Raw genomic sequence first — 18,103 nt, forward strand, 5'->3', positions numbered from 1 at the left:
CGAATGCGCAGCGACTCGGCGTCAAGCGTTTCGGCGGCCAGGTCGTCAAGTCCGGTGAGATCCTGGTTCGCCAGCGTGGCACGCACTTCCACCCCGGCGTGAACGTCGGCCGTGGCGGCGACGACACACTGTTCGCCCTCGAGGCGGGTGCGGTCCAGTTCGGCACCAAGCGTGGTCGCAAGACCATCAACATCGTGGTTCCGGAGCCGGTGTCGGCCTGAGCCGCACTGGAGCTAATCCACACGCACTTCGCGACGCGGGTCAGGGTGTTCACCCTGGCCCGTTTCGCTGTTTTCAGAGCTGAGAGTTCGAAACGTCGGCCACCTGGCCGTGCGATAGCAATCCGACTGTCCTGAAGGAGGATGATCACCGATATGTCCAAATTCATCGACCGTGTCGTATTGCACGTGCATGCGGGCAAGGGTGGGCACGGATGTTCCTCGGTACGCCGAGAGAAGTTCATGCCGCTCGGCGGACCCGATGGCGGTAACGGCGGTAATGGCGGTGACGTCATCCTCGAGGTCGACGGCAACGTCCACACCCTCCTGGACTTCCACTTCCATCCGCACGCCAGGGGTGGCAACGGCAAGCCGGGCGAGGGCAACGATCGCAGTGGCAAGCGCGGCGAGGGGCTGCTGCTGAAGGTGCCGGACGGCACGGTCGTCATGAGCGCCGACGGTGAGATGCTGGCCGATATGGTCGGTGTCGGCACCCAGTTCATCGCCGCCCTGGGCGGCCGGGGCGGGCTGGGCAATGCCGCGCTGGTGTCGAAGGCGCGTAAGGCGCCCGGTTTCGCGCTGCTCGGCGAGGACGGCCAGGAGCGGGAACTGGTCCTGGAGCTCAAGTCGGTCGCGGATGTGGGCCTGGTGGGCTTCCCGTCGGCCGGTAAGTCGTCGCTCGTCTCGGTGCTGTCGGCGGCCAAGCCGAAGATCGCTGATTACCCGTTCACCACGCTGGTGCCGAACCTCGGTGTGGTGCAGTCGGGGGATACCACCTTCACCGTGGCCGATGTGCCCGGTCTGATTCCGGGCGCGAGCGAAGGCCGTGGCCTGGGTCTGGACTTCCTGCGACATCTGGAGCGCTGCGCCGTGCTGGCCCATGTGGTGGACTGCGCCACCATGGATCCGGGCCGCGATCCGATCTCCGATGTGGATGCGCTCGAGGCCGAGCTTGCCGCCTACCGGCCGGCGCTGAAGGCCGATGCGGAGCTGGGCGATCTGGCGGATCGCCCGCGCGTTGTCATTCTGAACAAGTCGGACGTCCCCGATGCGGCGGAGCTCGCCGAAATGGTGACCCCGGAGTTCGAGAAGCGCGGCTGGCCGGTGTACACCATCTCGGCGGTGAGCCGGGATGGCTTGCGGCAGTTGACCTTCGCACTGGCGGACCTGATCAAGGAGTACCGCGAGCTGCATCCGAAGGCCGAGGCCAAGCGCGCAGTACTCCGTCCGGTCATCAAGGGCGACACCGGTTTCAAGGTTGTTCGTGATCCTGAGGTCGAGGGCGGCTTCGTGGTCACGGGTGAGCGTCCGGAGCGCTGGGTGGCACAGACCCAGTTCGACAATGACGAGGCCGTGGGCTACCTGGCCGATCGTCTGGCTCGCCTCGGTATCGAGGAGGAACTGGTCCGGCTCGGCGCCCAGCCGGGTGCGCCGGTGACCATCGGCGACTTCTACTTCGATTGGGAGCCGCAGATTTCCGCGGGCGTGGAGACCATGATGACCCGCCGCGGTGTCGATCCCCGGCTCGAGCAGGTCGAGCGTATCGGCGCCGAGGAGCGTAAGCACGCCTCGCGGGCTCGTCGAGGTCTGCTGGACGACAAAGGTCTGTAGTGAACGCCCGCACCCGATCCCACTACGGTGGGACGGGGGCGGTGCGAGTTGATTCGAAGCGGCGATACTCGGTATCGCGGGCGAATTGAGGTGTGGTGCAGTGAGTTCGAGTATCACGCGGGTGGATTCGGGGCTCAGCGACGCTCGCCGTGCCATTGCGACGGCGCGCAGCGTAGTCGTCAAGATCGGGTCCTCGGCGCTGACAAGTCTCGAGGGTGGCCTGGAGACCGACCGGCTGGACCGGCTCGCCGATGCGGTGGAAGCCCGCATGCGCGCCGGATCCGATGTGGTGGTGGTCTCCTCGGGCGCGATCGGCGCGGGTCTCGCGCCGCTCGGATTATCCAAGCGCCCAAAGGATCTCGCGACCAAGCAGGCAGCGGCCAGCGTCGGCCAGCTGGCCCTGGCGCACGCCTGGGGCACCTCGTTCGCCCGCTACGATCGGGTCGTCGGGCAGGTGCTGCTGAGTGCCGGTGATTTCGGTCGCCGCGAGCATCACCGCAATGCGCAGCGCACCCTGGATCGGCTCCGCTCGCTGCACGCCATTGCCGTGGTGAACGAAAACGACACTGTCGCAACGGAAGAGATCCGCTTCGGCGATAACGACCGGCTGGCCGCACTGGTGGCGCACCTGGTCGGCGCGGACGCGCTGATCCTGCTCTCCGATGTGGACGGCCTCTACGACGGCGATCCCCGCAAGGGCGCAGCCACTTTCATTCCCGAGGTGCGCAGCAGCGCCGACCTGGACGGCGTGATCGCCGGCAGCGGTGGCGCTCTGGGCACCGGCGGCATGGCTTCCAAACTCTCCGCCGCCCGGCTCGCTGCCGACGCGGGCGTCCCGGTCCTGCTCGCCGCTGCCTCCGATGCCGCCGCCGCCCTCTCCGGTGCGACGGTCGGCACTGCCTTCGCCGCCCGCCCGGTTCGCCTGTCCGCCCGCAAGTTCTGGGTCCGGCACGCCGCCGACAGCCGCGGCGCGGTCCACATCGACGAGGGCGCCGTCCAAGCCGTGGCCGACCGCCGCCGCTCCCTCCTGGCCGCCGGCATCACCCAGGTACACGGCCGCTTCTACGGCGGCGACGTCATCGACCTCATCGCCCCGGACGGCCGCATTGTCGCCCGCGGCGTGGCCGCCTACGACAGCGATGAGCTGGAGTCCATGAAAGGCCGCTCCACCAGCGACCTTTCGGACGGTATGCAGCGCCCCGTCGTACACGCCGACGACCTGGTCAAGCTGTAGCCGAAACCCGCAGTCGCTCAGCGATTTCCAGGAAGACGAAGACGTTCGGAATGGCGCTCACCGTCACCTTGGTAAGCGAAAGCCACTGTCCGGCAACGCGGATCGATATGAACCCCTTCTGAACTCGTAGCTCCTGGATATCGCTCCACGGCACCGACTGCCCGTGTGCGGTCACCGCGTTCCGGTTCACCATGATCGACCCGAAGGTGAGCGTCTGCCCGGCATCGGCGGCCGCCAGCGCGCCGGGTAGCTGCGCCGCGGTCACCCGGTCCTGGATCGCCGGTCCCCACTGCGCGGCATCGGTGAAGTCGCCGGTGACCAGGTAGTTGTTGCCGCCGGGATCGGTGAGCTGGTAGCGGTAGGTCATCGAAACGCCGGTCTCGGTCCCGTACATCCGGTGCGAGGTCCGGACTATGTCCTGCAGCACCGTTACCGTGTCCCAGCGGAAGACGCTGGTTTCGGCACGGCCGAGGATCACCACGCCGTGCTCGAAGAGGCTCAGCTTGGCGTCTTTGAATCCGGTGCCGGTGGTCTTGCTGCCTACGTATTTCGCGCGCGCCACCGTATGCCGTGGCGCGGTGATCAACCGTTTCGCCTTGGCGAAGACGACGACTGCGGCGAAGAGCGCCATGACGGCCAGCGCCCCTGATACGCCATTCGTCACGCCGCTGGCGATCACGATCCCCGCCGCGACGGCGATCGGAATGCCGTAGATCCATACCGGTGAGCCGCCGTGCCAGCGGTGGGGGTGCGTGGAGAGATGTTGTCCGAGTTGGTGATTCGCGGCCGCTGTGATGATCAGGTCGGAAGGCTGTTGGCGCGGTGGAAGGTTCGATGCTTGCGGTGTGGCAGCGCCGGGCTGCTTCTCACGGCTGGTCCCGGTGTCCTGGTCGGGATGCAGTTCGATCTCGGCCGGCGGGCTGCAGGGGTTCGGAATTGCGGATGGGTGCTCACCGCCGCCGACGGTCAGTGATTGTTCTACACCGGATCCGGGATCCCTTGCGGTGACGACGATTTCGCCGTTGGTGTCGATGTCGGTGATGATCTCGATGCGAGGTGTGCCGCGTGGCGCGGGTGTCAAACCCCCGAGGTGCAGCACGCCGATCGGCTGATTGCTCGCCGCGCGTCCCCGCTCGGCCTCGAAGATATCGATGGATACGGAGGTCTGACCGTCGGCAACCGTGGTGACGAATACCGACGTCTTGGTGGGGATTGTGGTGTTGTCCATGAGTATCTCGGCGAACCCGCCTCCCCGAGTGGCGATTCCGAGGCCCCTCGGGAGGATGTCCAGCAGCAGCTGGTTTCTGATCGTCCCGTCGAGGATGGCGATCAAGACGGCCGCGCCGATGGCTACGGTCTCGTCGGGGTGCATGCCGCGGTACGGGTCCCGGCCGGCGGACAATTCGGTGACCAGTGCGGCGAACGCGGGCATGCGGCTCGCGCCGCCGATCGGAACTATGCGATCGATGTCGCGGAGCGTAATACCCGCTTCGGTCAGCACTTCGGTGATGGGTACGCGGCACCGATCCAGTAGATCGGCTGTGAGCTCGAGGAACTCGGCGCGATTCAGCGTCTCCGAGAGGAATAGTTGATCGCCCCGGGAATCGGTGGTGATGAACGGCAGCTCGACGGTTGTGCTCGAGAGGCTGGAGAGTTCGACTTTCGCTCGTTCGGATGCCGTCCGGAGCCGTTGCAGTGCAGGCGAATCCGTCCCGAGGTCGATGCCGGTGTTCGCCCGGAACTTGCGCACGAGGTGTTCGGCGATGCGCTGATCCCAGTCGTCACCGCCGAGGTTGTTGTCGCTCGCGACTGCTCGTACCTCGGCGACCCCCGCACCTATTTCCAGCACCGCGACGCTGAAAGTCCCTGCGCCGAGGTCCAATACGAGGGTCTTCTCGTCTCGGGGGTCGGCGTGCACGGCATAGGCGAGTCCGGCCAGGCCCGTCTCGCCGACGATGCGCAGCGCGCGCAAGCCCGCCAGCGTGCAGGCTTCCGCCGTGGCTCGCCGTTCGGCCGCGCCGAAATGCGCCGGCACCGAGATCACCACATCGCGGACTTCCTCGCCCAATTGGACTTCTGCGTCGCGCTTCAGTTTCATCAGCACACAGGCCGCGATTTTCGGTGCGCTGAACGTTCGCCCCTGATCGGTGAATCGCCACTCCGACCCGAGGTGCCGGCGCACCGAAGCGACTGTGCGATCGGGACTGAGCACGGCCCGGTCGACGGCCTGCCTCCCGACGAGCACCCTGCCGTCATCGGTGAAGCTGACCACCGACGGTGTGCAGGCGGCGCCCTCCGCGTTCGCGATGATTCTGGGCCGGCCGTTCTCGAGGACACACATGACCGACGTCGACGTACCCAGATCGATTCCCACCGTGCGCGCCATGACTGCCCCCTGTGCCAGTGATCTTGTGCGACAGCGACTGTGCCACAGATCGGAACCGGCCGACAACGCGAGAGTGCGCCGGATCGATGGTCGACCATCGCGAACCGGACGGTCTCCTTTATCACTTTCGGCCGCGTGTCGGGGCGGCGTGGCGGGTGAGGGGCATCGAAAGGCCATGGAAAGGGCAGTGGGCGGGCGCGATTTGCGGGGCATTCTGTAACTGCACCCGGCGCCGCATCGAGATGTGCCCTTCGCCGATAGCGGTTGCCTGGATCCGGCGCGGTCCGCCCTTGCCGCGCCGGGCTCGCGGTCCAGTGGCCGCCCGCGGCGCCGGGTGCGCCCGCACCGCCGTGGAGGTACGCATGTACATACCGCAACCGGACGACACCCAGCTGTCGTGGGCGAATGGCCGTGACAATGTCTTCGTACATCGCCCCCTACTCCCGGACTGGCATGAACTGCTGGCCGCCTTCTGCGGCCATATCGGGGATCAACCCGACGATCATCCGGTGACCCGCTGGGCCCGGGGTCTCGCCGAATTACATCTGGAGCGCCGGGAACAGCCCCGCGATGCCGGTGGAATCGACGAGCTCCGCGCGCAGACAGTCACTTTCATCGACGACTGGGTGGCCAGGCGGGCGCGCCGCGGTGTAGTACGCGGCGAATCACTCGGCGCCGTCGTCGATGTGATGGCCGCCGCGCATGTGCACGCCGTATATCTGCTCAAGACGGCCGAAAAGGTATCCGACCACGAAGTGCACGCGGCCTGGTACCGGCTGGCGAAGATGGCGGACGGCTGGACCGATCAAGCGGTAGAGGTCCTCGGCTCGCAAGAACGCCGAAACTCGCCTGCCTACCCACGACTACAGCGCCCGGCATGAGAGCGATCCTGCTCTCCCGGGACGGCAGCGCCCAGTCCGAGGTCGACGGATCTTCCTCTGCGGCAGCGGAGTTGGCCAGGACCAGGGGGTGAGCGACCCGGTGGCATTCGGAACGCCGGGTCGGGTGCGGTGGTGCGGTGCTGGAATGCTCTGGTGCGGCGGTTGTTCGAGGATTCCGGTGTGGCGCTGCTCGCGCCCTCGCGAGCGGTGATCGGCGCAAGGGGGCCGATCACCGTTCGGGGGTGGACTTTTCGGTCAGGGGGTCGGGCGCGCTTCGAGAATGACATCCGGTGCGGCGGTGGGCACGATGCGGGTGAGGGTGAATCCACTGCGGGCGAGCAGGTTTCGGAAGTCGGCCTCGGTGCGTTCGCGGCCGGTGGCATTGACCAGCATTTCCAGATCGATGAACTTTCCGGCATGCGGGCGATGATGTTCGGGCAGCACGATTTCGATGATCAGCACGCGGGCATCGGGTTCCATGGCGCTGCGCACGGTGCGCAGAATGCGTTCGGCTTCCGCGTCCGACCAATCGTGAACGATGTGCTTGAGGATGTAGGCGTCGCCGCCCTTGGGCACCGACTCGAAGAACGATCCGGTGTCCACGGTGAGCCGGTCCGCCAATCCCGCAACCTGTACCGGCCGCTCCGTCGCGACCTCGGGCAGGTCGAAGATGATGCCCCGCGTCAGGGGACTGCGCTGCAGGATCTCGACGAGCAACCCGCCCTGTCCCGCGCCGATATCGACAAGCGTGCCGAAGCGCCCGAAATCGTATGCGGCGAGCAGTGGTTCGGTCGACAGCGTGCTGATGCTGGTCATGGCGCGGTCGAACAGATCCCCGATATCGCGATGTGCGGCGGTGTATTCGAAGAACCCCATACCGTCCAGCGCCGGCCCGACCGACTGCCCGGTGCGCACCGCATCGGCCAGATGGGTCCAGTGCCTGCGGTGGTACTCGGATCCGAAGAACAGGAACAGGTCTCGCAGCGTGACCGGGGAATCGCTGCGCAGCGCCTGGGACATTCCGGTCAGCGCGTACGACCCGTCCCGCTTCTGCGCGAAGATATCGAAGCTGATCAGCAGCCGCATGAGCCGCCGCAGCCCGTCCTCGTTCACCCCGATCGCACCGGCCAGCTCGGCGGGCTGCCGCGGCTTGTCGATGAGTGCGTCGGCAATCCCGAGCTCGGCGGCCGCGTGGATCGCCTGTGTCAGGAATCCGGTCATCTGCAGTTCGAGAATGGCGATATGCCCGGGCACCAGCCGCCGATGCAGCGCGGCCAGCCCGTCGCGGAACAGTCCCAGCGCCCGCAGTAGTGGCAGCGGGGGAATTCTGGTTATTGCGGACGCCATGGTGGACTCCAGCGGTTGGCGGCAGCGCGGATAGGTGGAGCCTACGCGGTGGGGCCGGTCGGCAGGCTCATCCCGCACCGCAGCGTCGAATGGCGTCCTGCACCGCACTGTCGCCCGGCATGGCTGTACGCGGACCGTATAACGGCCCGCGTACAGAGGCGCAGCGGTTACTTCGCGTTCGATTCGAGGTTCTGGGTCATGCGTTCGAGAACCGAGACGGCGGTGCGGTATTCGTCATCGCTGATGCCGGTCATGGAAACCTCGCGGAAGGTGTTCACCTGTGCCGCGACCTTGACGAGGCGGTCGAGACCGTCGTCGGTGAGGGCGAGGTGATCGGGGGAGGGGCGCTGCGCCCAGCCGTCGGCGAGTACGAGGGCGATGGCGGCGGTGCGATCGGCTTCGGGCGCATTGGCGAACAGGACCGAGTGGACCTCGGTATCGGGCACGTCGCTGCCGTCGCGGACGACATTGAGAACCTGCCAGGCGAGCCGGGTGAGGCCGAATTCGCCGAGGGTGTTCTGCATGTAGTGGGTGATGGCGTGGTCGGTGCGATTGAGCCAGTAACCGATGGGCTTCATGAGAGTCATTCTCCTTCAGTGGGATTCGATGGGGGCGTGTTGCGGCAGGAGCCGGACCAGACCGCAGCAGACGAGCGTGAGGGCGGCGACGGCGGCGAGGCTGGTGGCGGCTCCGCTGCCGGTGTGGAAGTAGATGGTGGTGACGGCGGCGGCGCCGAGGCTGTTGGCCAGCTGCTGGACCGCGGTGAGCGAGCCGCTGGCGCTGCCGGATTCGGCAGGATCGATATCGCCGAGGGTGACCCGGTAGATGGTGCCGAAGCAGGTGCCGAGACCGAGACCGGTGAGGAAGATGGGGGCGATCAACAGCAGCCCCGTGCCGTCCGTGCCGGAGAGCTGGATGAGGGTGAACAGGGCCAGCACACCGGCCAGGGTGAGCAGGAGCCCGGCGAGCACGAGGGCGCGGCCGAAGCGGTCCAGCAATTGATGGGTCGCGATGGAGGCGGCAATGATGCCGACCGACAGCGGAACCAGCGCGACAGCGGTCTGCAGAGGTGTGCGGTGCACATCGTTCTGCAGGTACAGGGCGAGGACGAAGAGCAACCCCGAGGTGGTGGCGAAGTAGACCAGACCGAGCAGCAGGCCGGAGGTGAAGCCGCGATTGCGCAGCAGTGAGGGCTCGAGCAGCGGGTCGGCGGCGTGGCGCTGGCGCAGGCAGAACAGGACGAAGAAGGCGAGGCCGGCGATGAGGGCGAGGATCGGCCCGGCGGTCCAGCCATTGGCCGAACCGTCGATCAGGCCGTAGAGGACACCGAGCATAGCGGCGCCGAGCAGGGCCGAACCGAGGGCGTCGATGGTGACGGTGCGGTCACCCGGATCGCGGGGCAGCAGCCGGACGGCGAGTGCGGTGGCGAGTCCGCCGAGCACGATATTGATCAGGAAGATGGCGCGCCAGCCGAGGCCGAAAAGGTCTGCGTCGATGAGGAATCCGGCGAGGGTGGGCCCGCTCACGGCGGAGAGCCCGAGCACCGGGGCGAAGACCCCGAACGCCTTGCCGAGCTGGTCGCGGGGGAAGACCGCGCCGAGAATGCCGAACCCCTGCGGGATGAGCAGCGCACCGAAAGCGCCCTGTATCAAACGAAATGCGATGAGTGATGCGGGATCGAAGGCGAGCCCGCAGGCGAGGGAGGCGAGGGTGAAACCGATGATGCCGATGAGGAACAGCCGGCGTCGGCCGAACTTGTCACCGAGGCGGCCGCCGACCACCAGCAGCACGCCCATCGCGAGAGCGTAAGCGGCGCCGAGCCATTGAATGAGGGCTTCGCCGCCACCGAGATCGGCGGTTATGGTCGGAGCGGCGAGATTGGTGATGGTCGAGTCGAGCAGATCGAGAATGGCGGCGAAGAGGACTACCGCGAGGACGGCCCAGCGGGCGCGGACGGTGGTACGTGATTCGGAGGCCAGCAGCGAGGACATGAGATGCCTTGGGGGAGATGGGCCTCGCCGGGACGAGGCCGTGTTCAGGAATGGGTGAAAGCGGTGGCGTTCTCGCGAGCCCACAGTTCGAAGGTGCGGGCGGGCTTGCCCAGCAGGGTCTCGGTGGTATCGGCGATGGTCTCGGGCTGCGCGGTGGCGGCGGCCCAGTTGGCCAGCAGCGAATCGGCGATACCGGAGGGCATATAGGCCGACATCTGTTGCAGCGCTTCATCGTACGTGATGGTGGTGACCGGGATATCGCGGCCGATGGCCGCGGCGAGGAGGGCGATCTGGGCGCGGAAGGTCAATGCCTGCCCGCCGGTGAGGGTGAAGGCGCGACCGCGCAATTCGGTGGCGCCGGTGAGAGCGGCGACGGCGATATCCGCAATATCGGCGGTGTGGATGGGCGCGATGCTCGCCTCGGGATAGGGGTGTTCGATCGGCTGGTTATTGCCGATGGACCGGGCCCAGCCGAAGGAATTGCTGGCGAAGGCGCCGGGCCGCAGCACGGTGGCGGTGATACCCGAAGCGGTGAGCGCGTTTTCGACGGCGAAGTGCTGTGCGCCGATCGGATTTGTTGCGGCGTCGGGGGATTCGACCGAGGAAGACGAGAGCAGCACGATGTGCTCGACACCGGCGGCACGGGCCGCGGTGAGGAAGTTGTCGACGCCGGCGTGGGCGGCGTAGAGGAAGACCTGGTCGACACCTTCGAGGGCGGCATCGAAGGTTTCGGGTGCGTCGAAGCGAAGCGCGACGGCCTCGACGCCGGCGGGAACGGTGAGGGCGGCCGGGTCGCTGCTGGCGGCGCGCACCGGCAGTCCGGCGGTGTGCAGTGCGGTGAGGACGGCGTGGCCGATCTTGCCGCGAGCGCCGGTGACGAGGGTGGTCATGGGGTTCTCCCTGGGGCTGATGTTCTGTGTTTGTGTACATATGCATGTTGTCATGCACACGTTTGAGTGTCAACACATGTATTCGTTCTTTCATGGATATACGATGTGCATATGACTGCGAAGGACTCACGCACCGCCGATGACCTGCTCAATGCTGTCGGTCCGGCATTCGGGAAGCTGCGTCGGACCTCGCTGCTGGAGGTCGAAAACCCCATCTCGGCAAAGGATTTGAGCCGAACGCTGGTGCTCAATCTGGTGCGCGAGAACAGCCAGGAACCGGGCTCGGAGGTCACCGTCGGCAGAGTCGCCGAACTGCTCGGCACCGACCCCTCGGTGGCCAGTCGCATGGTCAGCGACATCATCAAGGCCGGCTATCTTGTGCGCGCCGCTTCGCAGTTGGATGGCCGCCGCACAGTACTCGAGCTCAGCCCCCACGGCGAGGAACTGATGAACCGCTTCCGCAAGCATCAGCGCGACGCCTTCGACTACATCACCGCCGACTGGTCCGAGGGTGACCGCCTCGACTTCGCCCGCCTCATGCTCCAGTACGTGGATTCACTGGACGCGCTCAAGACTCGCGGGCTCGCCAAAGACGCCTAGCCTCCATCATCCCGCATGCTTCCCCCGTCGTCCCGGCATGCTTTTGGCCGGGATCTACAGTGCAGCGGGCATCGGATCCATGTGGGTCCCGGCCAAAAGCGCGCCGGGATGACGAGCGGCTGAGCCAGGTCGAACGCGGGTCAGGAGGGGGTGGCCAGGGCGAAGGGGAGGATGGCGTCGGCTCCGGCGGCGCGGAGGGCGCGGGCGGCCATGGTGAAGGTCCAGCCGGTGTCGGTGAGGGCGTCGACCAGGAGGATGGGGCCCTGGACATCGGTGAGATCCGGTGTCTCCCAGGCATTGTTGAGCGCTGCCACGCGGTGGGCCGAGTTGACGGCGGAGATCGGGGGCAGATCGGGGCGCAGGTGCAGGGTGCCGAGGTCGCGCAGGCGGCCGATTTCGGCGAGGCGGGCGGCCAGCGAGGTGGTCAGCAGGCGGCGGCCGGGGGAGTCCAGGGCGATGACGGCGGTCGGCCGCTCGTTCCAACTCCATTCGCGCAGGACGGTGGTGCAGGCGCGGAAGACCTCGTCGGGCACCGGGGCATCGGGTGCGTCGAGCAGGGCGCGCAGCCGCTGACCCCAGCCGAGGTCGCTGAGGCGGCCGAGCACCCGGCCGACTTCGGGGGCGTCGGAAATCTTGCCGGACAGGGAGATTCCGAGTTTCGCCATACCGGTGGGCCACTGCTTACGCGGCGCGAGGTCGATGCCGGGGCGGTCCAGCCGGGCCCGAATGGCGGCCAGATCGGTGGCGTCGACGGCGGTGTTCTGGCGGTCGCCGGTGCAATTGTCGCAGCGGCCGCAGCCGGGCGCGCCCGGCAGCAGATCCGGATCGTCGAGCTGACCGCGCAGGAAGTTCATCCGGCATGCGGTGGTCGACTGGTAGTCGATCATGGCCTGCTGCTCGGCTTCCCGGGCAATGGTCAGGCGTTCGTAGCGCTCGGTGTCGTACTCCCAGGGCTGGCCGGTATTGAGCCAGCCGCCGCGCACCCGCTGCACCGCGCCGTCCACATCGAGCACCTTGAGCACCATTTCCAGGCGTGAGCGATTGAGCTCCACCAGCGGCTCCAGCGCGGCCGTCGAGAGGGCGCGGTCGGTGTTCAGCGCCGCCAGCACCGAGCGCACGATGTGCTCACGCGGGAAGGCCACGGAGGCGAAGTAACTCCAGATCTGGCGATCCTCCGGCCCGGGCAGCAGCACCACCTCGGCGCGGTCGGTGCCACGGCCGGCGCGGCCGACCTGCTGGTAGTACGAGATGGGCGAGGACGGCGCACCGACGTGCACCACGAAGCCGAGATCGGGTTTGTCGAAGCCCATACCCAGCGCCGAGGTGGCGATGAGCGCCTTGACCTCATTGGCCAGCAGCGCGGTTTCGAGGGCCTCGCGCTCGCTCGGATCGGTCTGCCCGGTGTAGGCGGCGACATGGTGGCCGTGCGAATTCAGCACATCGGCGAGATCGTGCGCGGCGGCGACGGTGAGCGCGTAAACGATGCCGGAGCCCGGCAATTCGTGCAGTCGCTTACTGAGCCAGGCGGTGCGCTCCACCGCATCGGGAATGCGCACCACAGACAGGTGCAGCGACTCGCGATCCAGCCCGCCGCGCAAAACCAAAGTGTCGGTGCCGATCTGGGTGGCCACATCGGTGACCACGCGATCATTGGCGGTGGCCGTGGTGGCGAGCACCGGCACATCCGAGCCGAGATCGGCGATGAGCGTACGGATTCGGCGATAGTCGGGCCGGAAGTCGTGTCCCCAGTCGGAGACGCAGTGCGCCTCGTCGATCACTACGAGCCCGGCATCGGCGGCCAGTTTGGGCAGCACCGCATCCCGGAAGTCCGGATTGTTCAAACGTTCGGGACTGACCAGCAGCACATCGACATCCCCGGCGGCGACCTGCGCATGGATATCGTCCCATTCGGTGACGTTGCCCGAATTGATCGTTGCCGCAACAACTCCGGCTCTCTCGGCCGCGACGACCTGGTTGCGCATGAGCGCCAGTAGCGGCGATACGATCACCGTCGGCCCGCGCCCCGCCGCCCGCAGCAGCTTGGCGGAAATGAAGTACACCGCCGATTTACCCCAGCCGGTGCGCTGCACCACCAGTGCCCGCCGTCGCTGCACCACCAGCGCCTCGATGGCGATCCACTGATCCTCCCGCAGCCGTGCCTGCGGCCCGGCCAGCTCGCGCAGCAGCCGTTCGGCGTCCTCCCGCAGGTCGGTGGAGAGGGTGCTGGTCGGGGTCGCGCCGGTCGAGGTCACGCGGTCCATCGTGCCTCACCGCACTGACACGCAGCAGCGCCAGTCGACCCTCGCACCCCGCCACGCCGTTGACCGGGTGCGAGTCGCACGACTCGCGCAGCTGGTATGCGCCCATTCACCGGCCGGATGCTGCCCCGGTGACGGCTACCGCGCCGCAGCGAGATGTGCGCCGACCATAGTGCGGACCAGCGTGTCGAGCGGGGGCCAGGGAAAGCTCGGCCGGTCCTGACGCAGCGTGATCAGCCCGTGCATGGCCGCCCAGAGGCAGGTGGCCGTCGCACGAGGGTCGGTACTCCCACAGGCCGCGGCGGCATCGGTGAGCAATTGAAATGTCGGCAGACCCGGCAGTTCCGGTTCGGTGGGTTCCCAGCCGGGGGTGCCCGCCGTGCCGAAGAGCACCCGGTAATGGCCCGGATGCTGGGTCCCGTAGTCGACATAGGCCCGGCACACAGCCGAAAGCCGTTCGGCGGCATCGCCTTCCGGCCTCGAATCGCGAGCGGCCAGCAGGGCATCACGCAGCTCTGTGAATCGCACCCGGTACACGGCCGTGAGCAGTTCGCGCCGATCGGCGAAGTGCAGGTACACACTCTGCGGGGCTATGCCCGCCGCCCGGGCGACCGCCCGCAGTGAAAGCGCCTCCTGACTGTCCAGATCTTCGAGCAGGGTACTGGCCGCAGCGACCAGGTCATCGCGCAGCCGGGCGCCTTCGCCGCGGCGATTACGGCTGCGAATAGGTTTGTCGGACACCTTGACAGCATAGCAAGACGGCCGTCTACTTACACATGTAAGCAGACGGCTGTCTTGTTAGGAAAATCCCATGCTCACAGTCACTCGTGTTGTCCACGCCAGCGTCCTGCTCGATTTCGGCGGAGCCCGCATCCTCACCGACCCCTGGCTCTCCGAACGCCCCTTCTACTACCAGGGCGAGCCGCGCAGCATCGCCACCGCCGCCGACCTGCCCGAGCTCGCGGGCATTGTGATCAGCCACGGTCACTACGACCACTGCGATCTCGACGCCCTCATCGAATATCCGGACAAGACAGTGCCTTTCGCGGTCGTGCCGGGACTGGCCGGGAAGGTCCGCGCCGCGGGTTTCGCCAATGTGGTCGAGCTCGCGCCCTGGCAATCGACCCATCTCGGCCCGATCGAGGTGACCGCCGCGCCCGCCAGCCACGGCGTCCCGGAGGTGACCTTCGTCCTGCGCGCCGACGGCCACACCGTCTACTTCGGTGCCGATACCCTCCGAATCCCCGAACTCGACGAGATCGCCCGCCGTTTCCCGGAGCTCGATCTGGCGCTGTTGCCGATCAACGGCTTGCGTATCCGTCCGGTGTTCAACCGCCAGGTGGTCATGGATGCGACCGAGGCCGCCGATCTGGCCCGAGCGCTGCGCCCGCGCCTGGCCGTCCCCATCCACTACGCATTCACCAGTGGCCCGCTGGGCGACCGGCTGATGACCAAGTCCGACCGGAATCGCCCCGATCTCTTCCGTGCTGCCGCAGCTGATCTCGCTCCAGACACGACCGTGCACATTCTCGACACGGGCCGGTCACTGCCGGTGTAGGGCAGATGGTTCGGCGGGCGAAATCCGGCGGTTGTCCGCCTTGGATTGCGGTGCGGTCAAGATCGCGCAGAAACCGCAGCTACAGCGGACAATGAGGTACCGGGAGCCGCTCGGCCTCCGGTGAACAGGGAGACGGTAGTGCAGGAGAAGTTTCCGTCGCCCGCGGGGTGGACTCCGCCGGGGGCGCAGTTTCGGACTAGTGGAACGGTTTCGCGAACCGTGGTCGGTTCGGTTATCTGCCTGATAGCGACGCCTATCGGGATTGCGTTCTCCGCACACGGTGCGGCCGACACCAGACAGTGGGTGATTCTCGGGGATTTTGCTGATCGGCTGGGCTCCACCCTCCAGATCTTCATGGGTGCGGCCTTGTTCCTGCTGGTGGCGGCGCTGGCCGCCTACTCACCGGTGGGAACCATTGTGGCGGGGCTGGTTTGGGGCGTGCTGCCCGGACTCGTCCACCTGATCTTCCCGGACGACACCTTTCGCCTGATCGGCGAAATCCCTTTGGTTTCAGACGATATGCACGTGGCGCTGTTCCAATGGCTGCAGGACGGTTTCCCGTTGATCGTCGGCATCCTCTTGATCGGCGCCGGCGTAGCGACCACACTGCGGCGGCGCTGACAACTACGCAGCATTGACCCGTCGCACCCACATCGGGTGCGACGGTTCAATATTCAGCCTTTCACGCACAGCACCTGCCGCAGCGTGGCTACCACATCCACCAGATCACTCTGTGCCGCAATGACCTGATCGATGTCCTTGTAAGCCGCGGGAATCTCATCGACCACCCCCGCGTCCTTACGCGACTCCACCCCCTCGGTCTGCGCAATCAGATCGGCAACGGTGAACTGCCGCTTGGCCGCATTCCGGCTCATCCGCCGCCCCGCCCCGTGCGAAGCAGACTGGAACGAAGCCGGATTACCCTTCCCGCGAACCACATACGACCGAGTCCCCATGGACCCCGGAATCAACGCCAGATCCCCGTCCCCGGCCCGCACAGCGCCCTTACGCGTCACGAGCATGGGAATCCCGTCGATGACTTCTTCCGCCACATAGTTGTGATGGCAGGAGATGGTGTCGTCGAACAGCACCTCGAGGCAGGTGAACTCCTCACGCACCGCCTTGCAGACCAGCGCCAGCATGACGGCCCGATTCCGTGCCGCATACTCCTGCGCCCAGGTCAGATCACGGCGGTAGGCATCCATTTCCGGTGTCCCGGAAAGGAATACGGCCAGATCCCGATCGGGCAGGTCGTGGTTGTGCGGCAGTGCCCGGGCGATCGACATATGCCGCTCGGCCAGCTCCTTGCCGATATTCCGGCTCCCGGAGTGCAGCAGAATCCACACGCGCTGCTCGGAATCCAGACAAAGCTCGCAAAAGTGATTGCCTCCTCCGAGGGTTCCCATCTGCTTGTGCGCCTTGGACTCCCGCGACTGTACGGCCGGATCGAGCGAATCGAACGCCTTCCAGAAGCGATCCCAGCCCGAGCGCAGAGTATTGCCGGCGCGGTGACCGGAGACCTCCGCATTCAGCCGATTCACATTCACCGAATCCTCGTGCGCGGCAAAGCCGACCGGCACCGCCGCTTCGATCCGTGACCGCAATGCATGCAGATTATCGGGCAGATCCGCAGCAGTGAGCGACGTACGAACGGCTTCCATTCCGCATCCGATATCTACACCGACTGCGGCAGGCGCCACCGCATCCTTCATAGCGATGACAGACCCGACAGTCGCACCCTTGCCCAGGTGTACATCTGGCATGACCCGTACCCCGTATACCCACTCCAGCTTGGCAATATTGCGCAGCTGCTGCAGCGCGGCCGGCTCGACCTCGTGCTCATGGGCCCACATGAGGGTCTGCGCTCGGGTACCGCGCAGCTCGACGGGAAACATTGGATTGTCCTTCCTTTGGATTGCTACTCACGGTAGGTGCACGACCCGTCCTCGCGCACCGCATTATTCGCGCGAGCAATTCAGCGCGGGCGGAGTCCGTCGGTGATGACGGCGAATGCGCGTTCCTGGAGTCCGGAGTCTGCCTTGTCGATGTGTACGGCTACGAAGAATCCCTTGAGGATTGTCATGAGGTCGTTGAGCCCGATATCGGTGCGGACGGCCCCGGCCTCTTGTGCGCGGAAAAGCAATTCGCCGATGACGGTTTGCAGTTCGCGGGCCGGGCCCTCGTAGGCGTTCGCGCGCTGGGGTCCGAGCGCGTCGACCAGGTCGCGCTTGACCCCGCCGCCCGCGATCATGCGCTGCAGGAAGTCGAAGAACGCGGCGCCTGCGTCGTCGGCGTTCAATGCCGCCCGGGCTCGGCTGGTCATCCGCTCGACGCGGTCCACCATGGCGGCCTCGAAAAGTGCTTCCTTGGTGGGGAAGTGGCGGTATACGGTGCCCGCGCCCACGCCGGCGCGTCGCGCGATCTCGTCGAGCGGGACCGAAATGCCTTCGGCGGCAAAGGCTTCCTGGGCGGCGGCCAGTACCCGCTCGCGATTGCGGCGGGCATCAGCGCGTAGCGGGCGTTCCGTCACAAGGGGCAGCCTACCCGCCCATTGACAAGCGGGGCGTGCGCCCCGAATATTAAACGGGTTATACGTTCCGTTTCAGGAGGCATGATGTCCACTTCCGTAGAAACCCCTCGCGAGCTGGTGGAACGGCTCTTCGAAGTGCTCCCCGCCCGCGATGCCGACGCGTTTGTCGCGCTGCTGGCCCCGGATGCCGTCTTCGAGATCCCGTTCGTGGTCCCCGGCTTTCCGAACCGGTTCGAGGGCCGCGAGGAGATTCGCGCGCACCTGGAGCGCTGGTGGTCACCGCAGCGGCTTTCGGGTGTTGTGGTGCACGGCGTCTACCCGACCATCTACGAGACCTCCGATCCCGAATTGCTGTGGGTGGAGAACGATGTCGAGCTCACCAGGCCGGGCGCCGAGCGCACCCGGATGCGCACATCCGTCAATGTCGTCGGCGTGCGCGACGGGCAGGTGGTGCTGTTCCGCGACTACATGGATACGAACCGGGTCGCCGGGATGATCCAGCTCATGCAGTGAGTGTGACCTGATCGACTCGTTAGATCGCGTGCCAATCGTTAGTGCGTTAACTATTCTTGCCCTAACGGTAGCGATCGAGGAGGGCT

General features: G+C 66.5%; 17 protein-coding genes. 8 read left to right on the forward strand and 9 right to left on the reverse strand.

Annotation, left to right across the window (positions count from 1 at the left end):
• The 3 genes from rpmA to proB all read left to right on the forward strand — a co-directional run.
• The coding region (gene rpmA, locus JWN03_RS35285) for a 50S ribosomal protein L27 (protein ID WP_297624340.1) at positions 1–221 on the forward strand (221 nt) is incomplete at its 5' end.
• Positions 222–374: 153 nt separating this feature from the next.
• A complete protein-coding gene (gene obgE, locus JWN03_RS35290; RefSeq protein WP_297624343.1) occupies positions 375–1,829 on the forward strand; it encodes a GTPase ObgE in 1,455 nt (484 codons plus the stop codon).
• Between the two features lie 100 nt (positions 1,830–1,929).
• Positions 1,930–3,063: a glutamate 5-kinase gene (gene proB, locus JWN03_RS35295; protein ID WP_297624384.1), complete on the forward strand. Its 1,134-nt coding sequence runs from the start codon at positions 1,930–1,932 to the stop codon at positions 3,061–3,063.
• Here proB and JWN03_RS35300 read toward each other — a convergent pair.
• The gene (locus JWN03_RS35300; protein WP_297624387.1) at positions 3,053–5,449 is read right to left on the reverse strand and encodes a DUF6585 family protein; all 2,397 of its coding nucleotides are present in this window, start codon (positions 5,447–5,449) and stop codon (positions 3,053–3,055) included. The genes proB and JWN03_RS35300 overlap by 11 nt on opposite strands.
• Positions 5,450–5,811: 362 nt before the next feature.
• On the opposite strand from JWN03_RS35300, the gene JWN03_RS35305 reads away from it, so the two are divergent.
• Positions 5,812–6,330 (forward strand): DUF4254 domain-containing protein, encoded by a 519-nt coding sequence (locus JWN03_RS35305; protein WP_297624389.1) that lies wholly within the window; start codon positions 5,812–5,814, stop codon positions 6,328–6,330.
• A 255-nt stretch (positions 6,331–6,585) separates the two neighbouring features.
• Here the strand turns inward: JWN03_RS35305 and JWN03_RS35310 are convergent, their stop codons facing one another.
• The 4 genes from JWN03_RS35310 to JWN03_RS35325 form a co-directional block, all read right to left on the reverse strand.
• On the reverse strand, positions 6,586–7,677 hold the full coding sequence (locus JWN03_RS35310; RefSeq protein ID WP_297624392.1) for a methyltransferase: 1,092 nt from the start codon (positions 7,675–7,677) through the stop codon (positions 6,586–6,588).
• A 167-nt stretch (positions 7,678–7,844) separates the two neighbouring features.
• Positions 7,845–8,255, reverse strand: coding sequence for a hypothetical protein (locus JWN03_RS35315; protein WP_297624395.1), 411 nt, complete (start codon positions 8,253–8,255; stop codon positions 7,845–7,847).
• Between the two features lie 15 nt (positions 8,256–8,270).
• Positions 8,271–9,668 (reverse strand): MFS transporter, encoded by a 1,398-nt coding sequence (locus JWN03_RS35320; RefSeq protein WP_297624398.1) that lies wholly within the window; start codon positions 9,666–9,668, stop codon positions 8,271–8,273.
• Positions 9,669–9,712: 44 nt separating this feature from the next.
• A complete protein-coding gene (locus JWN03_RS35325) occupies positions 9,713–10,558 on the reverse strand; it encodes an NAD(P)H-binding protein (RefSeq protein ID WP_297624400.1) in 846 nt (281 codons plus the stop codon).
• A gap of 111 nt (positions 10,559–10,669) precedes the next feature.
• Here JWN03_RS35325 and JWN03_RS35330 point away from each other — a divergent pair, with 111 nt between their 5' ends.
• Positions 10,670–11,158: a MarR family winged helix-turn-helix transcriptional regulator gene (locus JWN03_RS35330; protein WP_297624403.1), complete on the forward strand. Its 489-nt coding sequence runs from the start codon at positions 10,670–10,672 to the stop codon at positions 11,156–11,158.
• Between the two features lie 140 nt (positions 11,159–11,298).
• Here the strand turns inward: JWN03_RS35330 and JWN03_RS35335 are convergent, their stop codons facing one another.
• Together JWN03_RS35335 and JWN03_RS35340 are read right to left on the reverse strand one after the other, a co-directional pair.
• Positions 11,299–13,419, reverse strand: a complete 2,121-nt coding sequence (locus tag JWN03_RS35335) for a RecQ family ATP-dependent DNA helicase (protein WP_441343124.1) — start codon at positions 13,417–13,419, stop codon at positions 11,299–11,301.
• Between the two features lie 135 nt (positions 13,420–13,554).
• Positions 13,555–14,157, reverse strand: a complete 603-nt coding sequence (locus JWN03_RS35340) for a TetR/AcrR family transcriptional regulator (protein WP_297624409.1) — start codon at positions 14,155–14,157, stop codon at positions 13,555–13,557.
• Positions 14,158–14,227: 70 nt separating this feature from the next.
• On the opposite strand from JWN03_RS35340, the gene JWN03_RS35345 reads away from it, so the two are divergent.
• Positions 14,228–14,974, forward strand: coding sequence for an MBL fold metallo-hydrolase (locus tag JWN03_RS35345; RefSeq protein ID WP_297624412.1), 747 nt, complete (start codon positions 14,228–14,230; stop codon positions 14,972–14,974).
• 219 nt (positions 14,975–15,193) lie between these two features.
• The gene (locus JWN03_RS35350) at positions 15,194–15,595 is read left to right on the forward strand and encodes a hypothetical protein (protein ID WP_297624415.1); all 402 of its coding nucleotides are present in this window, start codon (positions 15,194–15,196) and stop codon (positions 15,593–15,595) included.
• Between the two features lie 53 nt (positions 15,596–15,648).
• On the opposite strand, the gene JWN03_RS35355 is transcribed toward JWN03_RS35350, so the two are convergent.
• Complete coding sequence (locus JWN03_RS35355; RefSeq protein ID WP_297624418.1) at positions 15,649–16,869, reverse strand: RtcB family protein; 1,221 nt, start codon at positions 16,867–16,869, stop codon at positions 15,649–15,651.
• An 80-nt stretch (positions 16,870–16,949) separates the two neighbouring features.
• Positions 16,950–17,504 carry a TetR/AcrR family transcriptional regulator gene (locus JWN03_RS35360; RefSeq protein WP_297624421.1) on the reverse strand — a complete coding sequence of 185 codons (555 nt, stop codon included), beginning with the start codon at positions 17,502–17,504 and terminating at the stop codon, positions 16,950–16,952.
• Between the two features lie 84 nt (positions 17,505–17,588).
• Between JWN03_RS35360 and JWN03_RS35365 the strand changes: the two genes are divergently transcribed.
• A complete protein-coding gene (locus JWN03_RS35365) occupies positions 17,589–18,017 on the forward strand; it encodes a nuclear transport factor 2 family protein (RefSeq protein WP_297624422.1) in 429 nt (142 codons plus the stop codon).
• Positions 18,018–18,103 lie beyond the last annotated feature (86 nt).

Origin of the sequence: Nocardia sp. (assembly GCF_025465275.1) — a bacterium.
Lineage (GTDB): Bacteria > Actinomycetota > Actinomycetes > Mycobacteriales > Mycobacteriaceae > Nocardia.

Excerpts from the sequence above, each read along its gene's own strand:
- obgE (WP_297624343.1), top strand. The coding sequence starts at position 375 with ATGTCCAAATTCATCGACCGTGTCGTATTGCACGTGCATGCGGGCAAG.
- JWN03_RS35300 (WP_297624387.1), bottom strand. The coding sequence starts at position 5,449 with ATGGCGCGCACGGTGGGAATCGATCTGGGTACGTCGACGTCGGTCATG.
- JWN03_RS35305 (WP_297624389.1), top strand. The coding sequence starts at position 5,812 with ATGTACATACCGCAACCGGACGACACCCAGCTGTCGTGGGCGAATGGC.
- JWN03_RS35310 (WP_297624392.1), bottom strand. The coding sequence starts at position 7,677 with ATGGCGTCCGCAATAACCAGAATTCCCCCGCTGCCACTACTGCGGGCG.
- JWN03_RS35315 (WP_297624395.1), bottom strand. The coding sequence starts at position 8,255 with ATGAAGCCCATCGGTTACTGGCTCAATCGCACCGACCACGCCATCACC.
- JWN03_RS35320 (WP_297624398.1), bottom strand. The coding sequence starts at position 9,668 with ATGTCCTCGCTGCTGGCCTCCGAATCACGTACCACCGTCCGCGCCCGC.
- JWN03_RS35325 (WP_297624400.1), bottom strand. The coding sequence starts at position 10,558 with ATGACCACCCTCGTCACCGGCGCTCGCGGCAAGATCGGCCACGCCGTC.
- JWN03_RS35330 (WP_297624403.1), top strand. The coding sequence starts at position 10,670 with ATGACTGCGAAGGACTCACGCACCGCCGATGACCTGCTCAATGCTGTC.
- JWN03_RS35335 (WP_441343124.1), bottom strand. The coding sequence starts at position 13,419 with ATGGACCGCGTGACCTCGACCGGCGCGACCCCGACCAGCACCCTCTCC.
- JWN03_RS35345 (WP_297624412.1), top strand. The coding sequence starts at position 14,228 with ATGCTCACAGTCACTCGTGTTGTCCACGCCAGCGTCCTGCTCGATTTC.
- JWN03_RS35355 (WP_297624418.1), bottom strand. The coding sequence starts at position 16,869 with ATGTTTCCCGTCGAGCTGCGCGGTACCCGAGCGCAGACCCTCATGTGG.
- JWN03_RS35365 (WP_297624422.1), top strand. The coding sequence starts at position 17,589 with ATGTCCACTTCCGTAGAAACCCCTCGCGAGCTGGTGGAACGGCTCTTC.